17 protein-coding genes are annotated in these 12,347 nt (G+C 48.5%); 15 read left to right on the top strand and 2 right to left on the bottom strand.

The window, feature by feature from the left end; genetic code table 11:
- The first annotated feature begins 15 nt into the window (after window positions 1-15).
- The 8 genes from ACFQ0N_RS32225 to ACFQ0N_RS32190 all read left to right on the top strand — a co-directional run bounded on the left by ACFQ0N_RS32225 (window position 16) and on the right by ACFQ0N_RS32190 (window position 4,950).
- The gene (locus ACFQ0N_RS32225; RefSeq protein ID WP_379334221.1) at window positions 16-675 is read left to right on the top strand and encodes a hypothetical protein; all 660 of its coding nucleotides are present in this window, start codon (window positions 16-18) and stop codon (window positions 673-675) included.
- Window positions 668-1,186, top strand: a complete 519-nt coding sequence (locus ACFQ0N_RS32220; RefSeq protein ID WP_379334220.1) for an accessory gene regulator B family protein — start codon at window positions 668-670, stop codon at window positions 1,184-1,186. Before ACFQ0N_RS32225 ends, ACFQ0N_RS32220 begins: the two co-directional genes overlap by 8 nt.
- Window positions 1,187-1,210: 24 nt before the next feature.
- Entirely contained in the window at window positions 1,211-1,336 is a 126-nt protein-coding gene (locus tag ACFQ0N_RS32215) for a cyclic lactone autoinducer peptide (protein ID WP_379334219.1), read from the top strand.
- Between the two features lie 63 nt (window positions 1,337-1,399).
- Window positions 1,400-1,765, top strand: coding sequence for a LytTR family transcriptional regulator DNA-binding domain-containing protein (locus tag ACFQ0N_RS32210; RefSeq protein ID WP_379334218.1), 366 nt, complete (start codon window positions 1,400-1,402; stop codon window positions 1,763-1,765).
- Between the two features lie 137 nt (window positions 1,766-1,902).
- Complete coding sequence (locus ACFQ0N_RS32205) at window positions 1,903-3,594, top strand: ATP-binding protein (protein ID WP_379334217.1); 1,692 nt, start codon at window positions 1,903-1,905, stop codon at window positions 3,592-3,594.
- Between the two features lie 23 nt (window positions 3,595-3,617).
- The gene (locus ACFQ0N_RS32200; protein WP_379334216.1) at window positions 3,618-4,331 is read left to right on the top strand and encodes a hypothetical protein; all 714 of its coding nucleotides are present in this window, start codon (window positions 3,618-3,620) and stop codon (window positions 4,329-4,331) included.
- Between the two features lie 57 nt (window positions 4,332-4,388).
- A complete protein-coding gene (locus ACFQ0N_RS32195) occupies window positions 4,389-4,541 on the top strand; it encodes a hypothetical protein (RefSeq protein WP_379334215.1) in 153 nt (50 codons plus the stop codon).
- 16 nt (window positions 4,542-4,557) lie between these two features.
- Window positions 4,558-4,950, top strand: a complete 393-nt coding sequence (locus ACFQ0N_RS32190; protein WP_379334214.1) for a DUF3905 domain-containing protein — start codon at window positions 4,558-4,560, stop codon at window positions 4,948-4,950.
- Between the two features lie 22 nt (window positions 4,951-4,972).
- Here ACFQ0N_RS32190 and ACFQ0N_RS32185 read toward each other — a convergent pair whose 3' ends face one another.
- Window positions 4,973-5,890, bottom strand: coding sequence for a LysR family transcriptional regulator (locus tag ACFQ0N_RS32185; protein ID WP_379334213.1), 918 nt, complete (start codon window positions 5,888-5,890; stop codon window positions 4,973-4,975).
- A gap of 117 nt (window positions 5,891-6,007) precedes the next feature.
- Between ACFQ0N_RS32185 and ACFQ0N_RS32180 the strand changes: the two genes are divergently transcribed.
- The 5 genes from ACFQ0N_RS32180 to acpS all read left to right on the top strand — a co-directional run bounded on the left by ACFQ0N_RS32180 (window position 6,008) and on the right by acpS (window position 9,575).
- Entirely contained in the window at window positions 6,008-6,376 is a 369-nt protein-coding gene (locus tag ACFQ0N_RS32180) for a CidA/LrgA family protein (RefSeq protein WP_379334212.1), read from the top strand.
- Window positions 6,373-7,071, top strand: coding sequence for a CidB/LrgB family autolysis modulator (locus tag ACFQ0N_RS32175; RefSeq protein WP_379334211.1), 699 nt, complete (start codon window positions 6,373-6,375; stop codon window positions 7,069-7,071). The genes ACFQ0N_RS32180 and ACFQ0N_RS32175 overlap by 4 nt, the downstream gene beginning before the upstream one ends.
- A 48-nt stretch (window positions 7,072-7,119) precedes the next feature.
- Window positions 7,120-7,554, top strand: a complete 435-nt coding sequence (locus tag ACFQ0N_RS32170; RefSeq protein ID WP_379334210.1) for a BrxA/BrxB family bacilliredoxin — start codon at window positions 7,120-7,122, stop codon at window positions 7,552-7,554.
- 19 nt (window positions 7,555-7,573) lie between these two features.
- The gene (gene nadE / locus ACFQ0N_RS32165; protein WP_379334209.1) at window positions 7,574-8,383 is read left to right on the top strand and encodes an ammonia-dependent NAD(+) synthetase; all 810 of its coding nucleotides are present in this window, start codon (window positions 7,574-7,576) and stop codon (window positions 8,381-8,383) included.
- Between the two features lie 796 nt (window positions 8,384-9,179).
- Window positions 9,180-9,575 (top strand): holo-ACP synthase, encoded by a 396-nt coding sequence (gene acpS, locus ACFQ0N_RS32160; protein WP_379334208.1) that lies wholly within the window; start codon window positions 9,180-9,182, stop codon window positions 9,573-9,575.
- An 8-nt stretch (window positions 9,576-9,583) separates the two neighbouring features.
- Here acpS and ACFQ0N_RS32155 read toward each other — a convergent pair whose 3' ends face one another.
- Window positions 9,584-9,880: a c-type cytochrome gene (locus ACFQ0N_RS32155; RefSeq protein WP_379334207.1), complete on the bottom strand. Its 297-nt coding sequence runs from the start codon at window positions 9,878-9,880 to the stop codon at window positions 9,584-9,586.
- A gap of 178 nt (window positions 9,881-10,058) precedes the next feature.
- On the opposite strand from ACFQ0N_RS32155, the gene ACFQ0N_RS32150 reads away from it, so the two are divergent.
- On the top strand, window positions 10,059-10,922 hold the full coding sequence (locus ACFQ0N_RS32150) for an AraC family transcriptional regulator (protein WP_379334206.1): 864 nt from the start codon (window positions 10,059-10,061) through the stop codon (window positions 10,920-10,922).
- A gap of 1 nt (window position 10,923) precedes the next feature.
- Complete coding sequence (gene mutY, locus ACFQ0N_RS32145; RefSeq protein WP_379334205.1) at window positions 10,924-12,192, top strand: A/G-specific adenine glycosylase; 1,269 nt, start codon at window positions 10,924-10,926, stop codon at window positions 12,190-12,192.
- Window positions 12,193-12,347: the final 155 nt, after the last annotated feature.

Raw genomic sequence — 12,347 nt, 5'->3', positions numbered from 1 at the left:
TTACAGGGAGGACTAATGAATACATTTTTGATCGATTTCTTTGTAAACGCATTCGAATCGATAGCCGGATTCGTTTTAATTCTAGCGATTTTTATGTTTCCGGTACGTACATATCTAATCCCAACTATATTTGCTGCAATTGTTATGGCCCAAACCTCTTATTTAGCAAGAGAAGTGCTTAATCTGGATAGTATTACCCCACTCCTAATGCTTGGGTGGATTATAGTAGTTATTTGGATGCTTTTCCGGGTACATATTTTTTATGCTCTACTTATGGCAGTGACTGGTTATGTTTGTTATGGGGCAATGCAGTTAATTCTCATTTTTCTTTGTCAGTTTTTTATTGATCTCGATACTCTGACGACCGGATTCAATCAATTGAAAGTGATTCAGATTATAACATCTACTGTGTCGATGATAATTGCAATCATATTTATTAAAAAGAGAATCGGTTTTTCATTTGTCCCTGATCGGAAAACGGAGAAAGTTACTTATATTGGCGTGAACCGTATTCTGTTATATGTTTTAATTGGGGCAAGCTTGATTATTGCTGCGGTTTCCTATTTTGTACATGACGGGAAGTTCTCCTTCCTGTTATACATCTTCTCATTCATTTTAGTCATTCTTATTGTTCTTTACCTTGCAATTTGGAAGGAGAGAAGAGACATTGATTGAAATCGTTTCTGAACGGATTGGCAATAAAATTTATGAATGGAATGATAAGAAGCATGTAAGTCCGGCTGTCATGAAGTTTGCTTTAATTTCATTGTTTACAAATAGTCTATCAATTGTGCTAGCGCTACTAATTGGAATTATGATTGGCCGAACAGGGGAAGTTGCACTATCACTCTTGGCAATAGCAACTATGAGGTTTCTAACCGGAGGCTATCATTTTAAAAAATCTTTAAACTGTGTCATTGTTTCAGTAGGGGTTTCCACTATTATTCCTTTTATTCATATTAATGAGATTACAAAAGTGGTTTTATCCATCATTGCGGTGATCTTAGTTGTAATTTACGCTCCATCCCGGTTGCGCGGGGTTTCAAGGGTATCCGAACAGGGGTTGCAAATCAGAAAATGGATCGCCGTGACACTAGTTATTGTTAATCTATTTTTATCTTACGAAATTTTAACTTTAGCTTTTTTTGCTCAATCTTTGTCATTAATCACCAAAAAGAGCGGATGATATTAAGTAGAGGAGGTGAAAAGTATGAAGAATTATGTTGGACGCTTGCTTGCCTCTGCATTGGGTGGTGCCGCAGTCATCTTTGTATCTACAGCTTGCTGGATTTATGGACACCGTCCAGAGGTACCGGCAGAATTGCTTGAAAAGTAATAAATGCGGGGCCGTGCTCCTGAGCTCGGCCCTTCAAAAGGCAAAGCTTCTGGAGTGTAGTGAATGAAAATTCCGGTTACACGTGACAAAAATAACGATTCACCGGTGGTAATGCTGGACACGGATGATATCTTGTTTATTCAGTCAGAAGGCGGCACAATCGTGTTTCAGACGGAAAGTGACAGCTACTATCCATTAGCGCCCTCACTATCAACGTATGTAAAGCATCTGGAGGAGTATGGCTTTCACAAGCTGGATCGAATCAATCTCGTGAATAAGAATAAAGTAAAAGGGTACAATCATGAGCACGGGAAAGTGCTTTTTAACCCTGAAGCTAAAGACGGCAAATCAGCTACAGTCGCATTCATGCACAGAGGTAAATTACGCGAGCAGATTGAGACTTGGATAAAGAACAATACATCGCAGTAAAAAAGAACTCCCCGATATGCATTACGGAGAGTTCTTTTAAGTATATCCTGATTTCTATCATTGTAAAAAAGTGTATCCTATGCTTTAATCGGAATGAATGGTATTGTTGGAAAAGATCGGGGGGAGTTCGGATACTTGTGTGGAAGCATATGCTCTTACAAGTTGTAGTCGCCTTGATGCCCGTATTCGCAATTCAACTCTGGTATGATCGCTCGCAAGATCGCAAGAAGATTCCGATGGTGATTGGCGTATTTTGTTTATTGGCGATGGTGGTCGGATTCTTCGGTTCCGATAAGCAGACTTTTACGTTTGATTTTCGGCTGATTCCGCTATTTCTTGGCTCTTTGTACGGCGGCCCGTACACGCCAGCTATACTAACATTAAGTTATGCGGTCATGCAGATTTTACGCTGGGAAGGACAATGGACCCTGCTGGAGATTGGCGGCATGCTGCTGATTATGCTGCCATTGCTTATATATATTCGTTCGATTTATCAAGCGGCGGCTTGGTGGCGGAAGTTGAGACATGTCATGCTGTTGACTGCAGTGATGGTCGTTATTCAAGCCAGTGCATTCGGATTTTTTCAGCAAGCTTTTCCTGCTTCGGAGGAACATATATATGTGAAGCTCCTTATCCACTTTATTCTTTGTTTCATAATGACAGGGACTGCCTTCTATATGTTCGAAACGTTTAATGAGCGGCAGCAGCTGCGCGAGGAATTGGAGCGAATTTCAAATAAGTACCGGATCGAAGTTCAAAAGCTGCAGCAGTTCATTGATAAGACACCGCTTGGCGTTTTGTTTACCGATCAGAGCGGCCGCATTACTCATATGAATGACATCGCTGCCAAAACAATGCTGTTTCAGCTGGAGAACGGTGAAGGCGACCGGACAGACAGAGCTTCCGAGTCTGCGGCGAATACTGCGCTTCGTGACCGGGATTTAAACCTGCTGGCCGAGGGGGCGAATCAAAGTGTGCTGAACAAGCAGCTTACACAAGCGCTTGGCGGACAGGCGGCTACTGCGGAAATTATCCAGCATCAAGACAAGATGTACATGCAGACAAGCATCAGCGTCAGGGATATTGAAAATAATGAAGTCGTCGGAGCGGCTATTATTTCGCATGATGTGACGGAAATCAACCGTCTGCGCGATGAATTGGGAAGAATGGAGCGTTTGAGTCTTGTAGGGCAAATGGCAGCTAGCATTACGCATGAAATACGTAATCCGATGGCGGTTATCCGCGGTTTCGTCCAGCTGATGAAGGAACGAAGCCCTAGCGGACAGCAAGATTATTTTCGCATCGTAATTGAGGAATTGGATCGTGCGAACAGTATTATTAATGATTTTCTTTCACTGGCGCAGAATCGGATGAGCGAAAAGGAGTATTGCTCGCTGCACGATATTTTGAATGAAATTTTACCGCTCTTGTGGGCAGATGCCAATATGCGAGGGCTGACCATCGAGCTTGATCTGGCGCAAGAGATGCCGGAGCTGTTGTTGAATGAAAAGGAAATCAAACAGCTTATACTGAATTTGGCGCGAAATGCGATGGAAGCGACCGACTACAATGGGGTGCTGAAATTAAGTACGTCCGTCGAGGAGTATTTTGTTGAATTGCATGTGATCGATTACGGCTGCGGTATTCCGCAGGAGCAGATCGACCGGCTGTTCGAGCCATTTTTTACAACGAAGTCCAAAGGTACCGGGCTGGGGCTGCCGCTTTGCCTTAGCATCGTTGAGCGGCACGGCGGGCAAATTCGCGTCGAATCTGAAGAAGGAGCAGGGACGACCTTTATTTCCACATTTAGCCGCAGGCTTGAAAAATAGTAATCTGGAAGGGGGAGCAGGAGATGCCTGAAATTGTTTCAGTCGGGCCTTTGCGCTTGGATGGAAGCTTACTAGCGGTACTGATATCTATTGTTGCAGGTCTGCTTGCTCTTGCTATCTGGATAAAGATGAGGCCGGAAAAGCGTACGGGACCATGGGTTGATGTGTTCATGACTGCGGCAGTGATTGCATTGCTGGGATGGAAGCTGGGGATTGTGCTGAGCGATCCTGCGATCGTTTGGCAGCGCCCGGCCGCGCTTTTGATTATGCGCGGAGGCATGATGGAGCTTTTAATCGGGCTTGCTGCCGCGGCGATTTATTTAATGGCCGGCCAACTGCGCGGCCGCATACGGCTATGGGAACTGCTTGCGGCACTTCCGTTCGCACTGCTGCCAGGGTTAGTCGTGTGGAGTGTACTGCATGATTTTCCTTATTATATTGTTTATGCATTCGTATGGGCTGCCGTCTATATTTGGCTGCTTTGGACGTCCGCGGCCGATGCGGTATCCGGCAGAGAACTGGGGCGCTCGGGATTGCTTGGGTTAGGAATTGGCGGGCTTGCGGCAAGTTTATTTGCTCCTATCACTCCCGGAGGCTGGCTGCAATTGACGCTTGGTCTGACAGCACTGCAATGGGGACTAATTATTATTTCGGCAGCCGGTGCACTCATTCGGCCGGAAGCGGATGCTGCTGCTACATCTTCTGGATATAAAACAGACGATCCGTCGCCGGAATAATTGCTGTGGATAGCTGTTTTCCTTACTGTACATACTACTGTTATGGAGGTGGGACATATGGCAGATCAGACGCAAAGCATGAAAAGCAAGCAGCAGGCGGGCGCCATCCCGGAAGCGGCAGAAAAACGCAGCAATGCCCGCAAGACGGCGGCTCCGGAGAGCACAGGCTTTGACAAAAAATTGGATGGACCGGATCGGCCGTCTACCTAAAAGGAGGCAGCACGTCGTGGACCAGAAGCAGCAGATAAATTCTGAGCATAAAGATGATCCAAAGCTGGATCCGTTTGAAATTAATTTTTTGCCGCAGTTTCGCGAAGACCGCGGGCCGCGCGAGCCGTTTATCAATAGCAGCGGCGTCGTCATTGGCGATCATGATTATGAATCGCCCAATTCCCCGCTGGAGCAATGGTCCACAGAGACCGATCCTGCTGTAATGTCAGGCGACGAGTGGGTGCATCCGTTTAAGGATATCGGTTTTATGACGGAGGAAAACCGCAATTATTTTGAACAGGGGATACCGCCTGGTAATCAGGGGGCAACTTTTATGCACGCGGACAAGAATAGTGCTTTCCCGATTAAAGGCAGCAAATTGCCCGACAAAGCCGATGCTGAAAAATAAATGAGGACAATCCAAGCTTTAGTTAAAGCCGATTGTCCTTTTGTTTTGCAGTAAATTGCTGTTCCAGGGCAGTCCGCGCGAAACGAAGCCACTCCTTGGCCGCAAACGATAAATAGCGTTCCTTGTGCCAAATCAGGGCCAGATGCCAGGAGATGGTCTGTTCCTGCAGCGGGATACAGCGGATACGCGACTGGTCGAGCGTTTGACAAATGGTGCGCGGCAGCAGGGTGAGGCCGAGATTGGCCGCGACCATTTCCCGGATAAAATCCCACTGTGTACTCTCACAAACAATATGCGGATAATAATTGTATTTGGCGCATTCCGCTATGATCCGGTCGTGTAACGCGAATTGTTCGCGGAACAGAATGAAGGGTTCGTCAGCTAAATCGGCAAGGGACAAGCTAGTCTTTGCTGTTAGCGGATGCGAAGGGTGAAGCAGTACAAATAAAGGATCGTTTAAAAAGGGCAGCATGTTAAATTTTTCTTCATTTGTAGGCAAAATAATGACGCCGACATCAAGAGTGCCGTCGCCGACAGCGGCTTCTATGGCGTTCGCGCCATCCTCTACAAGATGAATCGTAATGGCCGGATAAAGCTGGCGGAAATCGCCGATTATACTTGGAAAAAAATGCGAGCCAACCATGGGCGGCAGGCCGATCCGCACATTGCCCCGCTGCAGCGACATCAAGTCTCCTAATTCGGCCGAGAGCTGCTCGAAAGAACGGACAATTGAGTCCGCTTGCCGATAGATGATTTCTCCTGCATCGGTCAAAACAACTTTTTTGCCTGAACGGTCAAGAAGCTCAACACCAAGCTCCGCTTCAATATTTTTTACCATCTTGCTGATGGTGGGCTGAGTTACATGCAGAAGCTGTGCTGCTTTAGTGAAGCTGCCGCTGCGCGCGACTTCGATGAAATATTGCAGATGGCGGATATCCATTATACTGATGACCCCACGTTTCACTATAGATAAAAGGAATGCAAAGCATGCTTAATATGTATTTTACCTATAGTTGATGGAGTTGTATACTCCTCATTAAGAGGAGAGGATACAGCTATGAAAAAGGTTGGCAGCATTATTGGGCAAATTGCCTTATTATATGGTATTTCTTTTGTAGCCAATGCATTGGTGGACTTCGTTCATTTCCCGATACCCGGCAGTATCGTGGGCATTATTGTTTTATTTTTGTTATTGCAGCTGCGAATCGTCAAGCTGGAATGGCTGGAAGGAGGGGCCGGCTTTCTTCATAAGGAGCTGTTGTTATTTTTCATTCCGGCTTCGGTAGGAATTATGCAATATGGCGGCATTCTATATACGAGCGGTGTAGCGGCGGTCGCGACGATTGTCATCAGTACAGTTGCAGTGCTGGCGGTGACGGGGATAGCGGCACAAGCGATAACAAGAAAGAAAGAGAGAAGCTTATGAGAAGCGAGCTTTGGCTGGGATTATTGCTGACTGTTGCCGTTTATTATGCCGCTAAACTGCTTCATCGCCGCTATTCAACGGTGTGGCTTTCACCGCTCATCGTTACTCCTGTCATCATAATTGTTATTTTAAAATTGACTGGCATCAGCTACAGCCATTACAACAGCAGCGCGAAAGTATTGACGGACATGCTGCAGCCTGCCACGGTCGCTTTTGCGGTTCCGCTATACAAATATTTTTCCATGCTGCGCAAGCATGCCGCGGCGATTATGCTCAGCGTATGCGCAGGCTCTTTAATCGCGATCGGCTCATCCATGCTGCTCGGAAAGCTGACAAAGCTAAGCGGCACACTGGCTGACAGTATTGTCCCTCATTCCGTCACTACCCCGATTGCCATGCATGTGTCGCAGATGATAGGGGGCATACCGGCCTTTACTGCAGCAGTTGTGATGATTACCGGCATATTTGGCGCGCTGGCCGGGCCCTATCTCATCAGATGGCTGCGAATTCGCAGCTCGATGGCGCAAGGCCTGATGCTAGGCACAAGCGCGCATGGAGCGGGGACGGCAAGAGCGTTTGAATACAGTCACGAAGCAGGGACGGCAGCCAGCCTGGCGATGATTATTGCCGCTATTTTTACTCAGCTTGCCGCTCCCTGGCTGTTAAACTCCATAACGCTTTACATTCATTTCTGACGAACGGTATAATGGAAAGTAAATGTAGAAGATAAGGGAGTGTTTACGATGTCAATGTCTTTTGAACGATATATGCTGGATATGGTACAACCGATGCGCGATGAGCTGACGCGCCTTGGAATTGAGGAGCTGCGCACGCCTGAAGAGGTAGAAGCGAAGCTGCCAGGCGCTAAAGGCACGGCGCTTGTCGTTATCAACTCTGTATGCGGATGTGCTGCCGGCCAGTGCCGCCCAGGCGTTGCGCAAGCGCTGCAGCATGAAGTTACGCCGGATCATTTATTCACTGTGTTTGCGGGACAAGATAAAGAAGCGACAGCGCAAGCGCGCGAATACTTTGCTCCGTATCCGCCGTCTTCGCCGTCGATCGCCTTAATGAAGGATGGCCAGCTGGTTCATTTTATCGAGCGCCATCAAATTGAAAATCGCTCGGCAGCGGATATCGCTGCGGATTTGACAGATGCTTTCGACCGGTTCTGCCGATAGAATAAGAGGTGTAGACATAATGAGTTTGCAGCAGGAAATCATTGAACGTTTCGGTGTAAAGCCGAGCATTAATCCGGAAGAAGAGGTCCGCAAACGCGTCGATTTTCTCAAGTCCTATGTTCGCCAATCAGGCACAACAGGCTTGCTGATTGCCATTAGCGGCGGACTGGATAGCGCTGTTGCAGCGGGCCTTTGCAAAATGGCAACCGACGAGCTCTCGGCTGAAACCGGTCAAGACTATATGACGCTTGGCGTGTATCAGCCTTATGGCGAGCAGTCGGATATTGCGGACAGCTACTCGGTAGCAGAAGCTTTCCAGCTAAAGCGTTGCATTGAGACGAACATACAGGAAGCGGTAGATGAGCTGGCGCTCGAGGTCGAGCATTCCTTGAAGGCCATTGGCATATCGCGTCATCTTAGCCGCGGCAGCAAGGGCAATGTAAAGGCACGTACGCGGATGGTGGCGCAATATGCGGTCGCCTTCGATCTCAATTTGCTCGTGGTCGGAACGGATCACGCCTCGGAAGCGTTGACCGGCTTTTATACCAAGTGGGGCGACGGAGCCGTCGATGTGGAGCCGCTTAGCTCGCTTAACAAGCGTCAAGTGTATCAGGTCGGTGCGCAGATCGGCGTGCCGCAAGCGATTCTCGACAAAGCGCCTACAGCAGGCTTGTGGGAAGGCCAGACCGATGAGAACGAGCTTGGCATTAAGTACAGCGAGATCAATGATTATTTGGAAGGCAAGTCCATTGATGAAGAGGCCCGCGCAAAAATCGAAAAACAATACAAAAAGACAGAGCATAAGCGCAGCCCGATTCCGGGAATTTAATAAGCGCTCAGGAACGTGAAGATAGTGGCGAAATGCCACTATTTTTGATTTTATAGAATTTATCATGTAACTATCGCAGAACCATACCTTTATGTAACTGGGCAAACCTGCGAACCATTGTTGGCGTTGCTCTTTGATTTATTTTGCGAGCGAGGTCTAGCTGCCGCTAACGAACCGGACAATCCTTATTCGGCTCAAAATGGGGCCTTGTGGGCTGTAACGAATCTACCGATCGCTATTCGCCGAAAATCGGTCGCTTACCCGCCTTTTTTCCATGAATAGCGTGTCCCCGGTTCGTTACACGCGGAGCAAGCCGATTTTTCGGCCAATAGCGTGTCTCAGGTTCGTTAGCCTAATCGTCAGCATAGGGAGGATGAAATGGAGGGTATCAAACCGCTATTCCCCCTTCTGATGGTGCCGCGCAGTGGCATGGGGAAGAAAATAACTGTATTTTATGTAGTTATTTGCTGGGGATTAGCAGACGATTCGCGATCTAAATGCAAAACCTGTACTTAGTTTAGCCGATTTGAACGGGATTCGTGATTTTGCTGCAAACTAATGGGAGGAAATGCATGTAGTTCCTCGCGATTCCCGACATACAGGGAAACTAAATGCAAAAAATCCCTTTAGTAGTTCTATAAGAGGCTGTCGATTGGCCGTGTGTGCTTCAAGTGCGAAAGTTGAGCTGTGAGTTTCGCCCGATAAATTCTATAAAATTTTTGGGGAAGAAACTTGCCTCGCGCCATGGACGGCGTCAGCCGTTTCTTCTCATTGCAGGCTGGAAAGAGGTGAAGGTATGATTATCGGTATTGGCCATGATATAGCGTCCATTGCCAGAATCGAGCAGATGCTGCTTGCAGCGACCGGAGAGAAGTTGCTTGCGCGCATATTAACGGAGCCGGAGCGGGCCAGAGCCGGCGAGTTGCGGGGAGGGAGGCTGGCCGAATTTGTGGCTGGCCGATTTGCCGCCAAAGAAGCAATCTCCAAAGCGTTCGGGTGCGGCATTGGCCGCATGATTGGTTTTGATGACATGACGATCGGGCATGATGCTGCGGGCAAGCCGGAATGCCAGTTAAGTGATCCGGCTTATGCGAGATTAGGCATTGACGCAGCGCGAATTAAAATTCATCTGACCATCACGCATGAAGAAAAGCTTGCTTCGGCTTTTGCGGTCATTGAGCAAATCGGGTAGGGAGCGGACTATTTTTTTCCGGAAAGCCAATCGGCTAATTGTTCAATTTCTTCTTTGGTCAAAGAGGATTCGAATGCAGGCATCGCCCCTTTGCCTGTATTAATCCGATTAATAATCTCTTCTTTTGTCTTTTGTTTACCGATTTTTTGTAAATTAGTCGCATCTCCCATTTTCCCTTGCAGCTCTGTCCCATGACAAGAAATGCAGTTTGCTTTGTAGAGACGGACCGCTTCTGCGGGGCCTGACAGGGGATCGGACTTGCCTCCGCAAGCTGATAACAGCACGATGAACAGCAAACCTGCCAAGAAAAACGAAAGCCTTGCGGCCTGTTTATGAGCAGCGAAGTTCCTTTTCATAGGGTGAGAATCTCTCCTTATTAAATACTTAATTCATTGTAATATAATGGCATATGATTTTTCTGTTAATCCCCGTATAATAGAGAATGGCATTGCACTGAAAATGATCTCTATTTTGGGAGCTGTAATGAAAACTACTTATAAGACCATTCTACAAAATTACTTTCATCGCTTTCAAGCAGAAGTGTCGCTGGCCGCATTCTCTACATATGGCCCGGATTGGCAGCAGGAAGAGTCGCCTGAATTTCACCGGTTTTGGTATGTTCATAGCGGCTGCGGCCGTCTTGAGGTCGGAGGGCGTTCATACACGGTAAAGTCCGGACAGCTGTATATTCTGCCGGCGGGAAGTCCGCAAGCTTTCGATATCGATCCTTCGCAATCTGTTGAACTCTATTGGTGTCACTTTAGGGCAGCGATCGGCGATATGGATCTGCTAAAGCAGCTCAATTTTCCAATTGGTGTCGATCTTGACGATCACATGCTTATGAAGTCGATCTTCACTCGCATGATACAAGCCTTTCGCTCCAATTCCTTGACGCGCGAGCTGCGTCTTCGCTCGGCTATGCTTGAAGTGATGGCGACGTATTTGGAATATTGCGATCTACACAGCGTTGAAGTCGGTAATATTGAAATGCTGGAAAAAATGGATCCTGTCCTCCATTATATCGAAGAACATCTCGCTGACAACATCGGCATCGATGAATTGGCGAAGATCGCATATCTTCATCCGAACTATTTTATCGTATTTTTCAAAAATGCAATCGGCTGTTCGCCGATTCAATATGTGAATAACCGCCGGCTGGAAAATGCCAAGCGGCTGCTCGAAGAAACGAAAGTGAGCGTATCTGATGTCGCCAGGCAGGTAGGAATGAAAAATCACTATTTGTCACGGCTGTTCAAGCGTGATATTGGCTTGACGCCAAGCCGATACCGGCAGCTTCATCAGCTGGCGGCTTCAGGAAATACCTGGGATGGAAGGGAAGACGAATAGAATGGCTACCGAAGCAGCTAGCTATTTTAGCCGCGAGCTACTTGCATGGTATCGTGAAAATAAACGCGATTTGCCATGGCGCAAAAATCGGGACCCGTACCGCATATGGGTCTCTGAAGTTATGCTTCAGCAGACGCGGGTCGATACAGTGATTCCATATTATGAACGTTTTATGGAGAAATTCCCGACGGCGGCCGCGCTTGCCGCAGCGCCTGAAGCGGAAGTGCTCAAATGCTGGGAGGGGCTGGGCTATTACTCCAGAGCGCGCAATTTGCAGGCAGGCGCACGCGAGGTTGTGGAGCGGCATATAGGAATTGTGCCTGACGATAAGCAAGCCGTCTCGGCCTTGCGCGGTATTGGCCCCTATACGGCCGGGGCGATAATGAGTATTGCCTTCAACCGTCCGGAGCCTGCTGTTGACGGCAATGTCATGCGCGTGCTGTCCCGCTATTTTTGTCTGGAGGATGACATTGCCAAGCCGGCAACGCGCGTGAGTATTGAGAAGCTGGCCGCATCGCTTATTCCGGAAGGAGCGGCCGGCGATTTCAATCAAGGGCTGATGGAGCTTGGTGCGCTTGTCTGTACGCCGAAATCGCCAGGCTGTCTGACTTGTCCGGTTATGGCCCACTGTGAAGGGCGCATGGCAGGCAAGGAGCATATATTGCCGATCAAGACGAAGGCGAAGCCGCCGCGGCCGGAGACGCGCATTGCCGCGCTTATTGCCGGCACAGGAGAGCGTGCGGGACAGCTGCTGGTGAGGCAGCGGCCGGAAAGCGGCTTGCTGGCTCAAATGTGGGAGCTGCCTCATGTTGCCGCTGCGGCTCCGAGTGCCGGGGACGATGGCGATGGCGATGGCGATGGCGGAAAGAAGCGTGGGCGAACGTCTGCGCGAAAGGCCGCTAGCAGCGAGGTGCCGGCGGAAGAACGGGCCGTTCATATGGATTGGCTCACACGAACGCTCGCTGCCGAGGATCATGTGCTCGTGCGGGCAGACAGCTGGTGGGGAAGCGCGGAGCATATTTTTAGCCATATCATTTGGGATGTACAGGTGTATCGTGCTGAGTTCGGTTTTATGTTGCAGGATGCCAGTGGCGATTCATCCGGCATTACTGCACAAGCAGTGGCAGAGACGGCGGCTGCATATGAGCTGTCGGAGGCGCTGCCGTTGCCGGCCAACTATCGCTGGATCGGTCCGGAGCATATGAGGGAGTTGGCTTTTCCCAACGTATTTTTGCGTATTTTGCGCGATTACTGGGAGCTTGCCGACTAGCATTAGCGGTCCAGAAGCAAATTGGCTGGCCGTACCTGCTCATGATTGGCGGATTGCTAGATTTGCCATTTCATTTTACAATGGATAGATATGAGAAGAAACGGCTGACGCCGTCCTTGGTGTGAGGCAAGTTTCTTTCAATAAAATTTTATCGA

It is taken from the genome of Paenibacillus sp. GCM10027626 (genome assembly GCF_042676285.1).
Classification (GTDB): Bacteria; Bacillota; Bacilli; order Paenibacillales; family Paenibacillaceae; genus Paenibacillus_Z.
The sequence above is the reverse complement of the archived record's forward strand: the minus strand, read 5'-3'. Positions and strand labels throughout refer to the sequence as shown.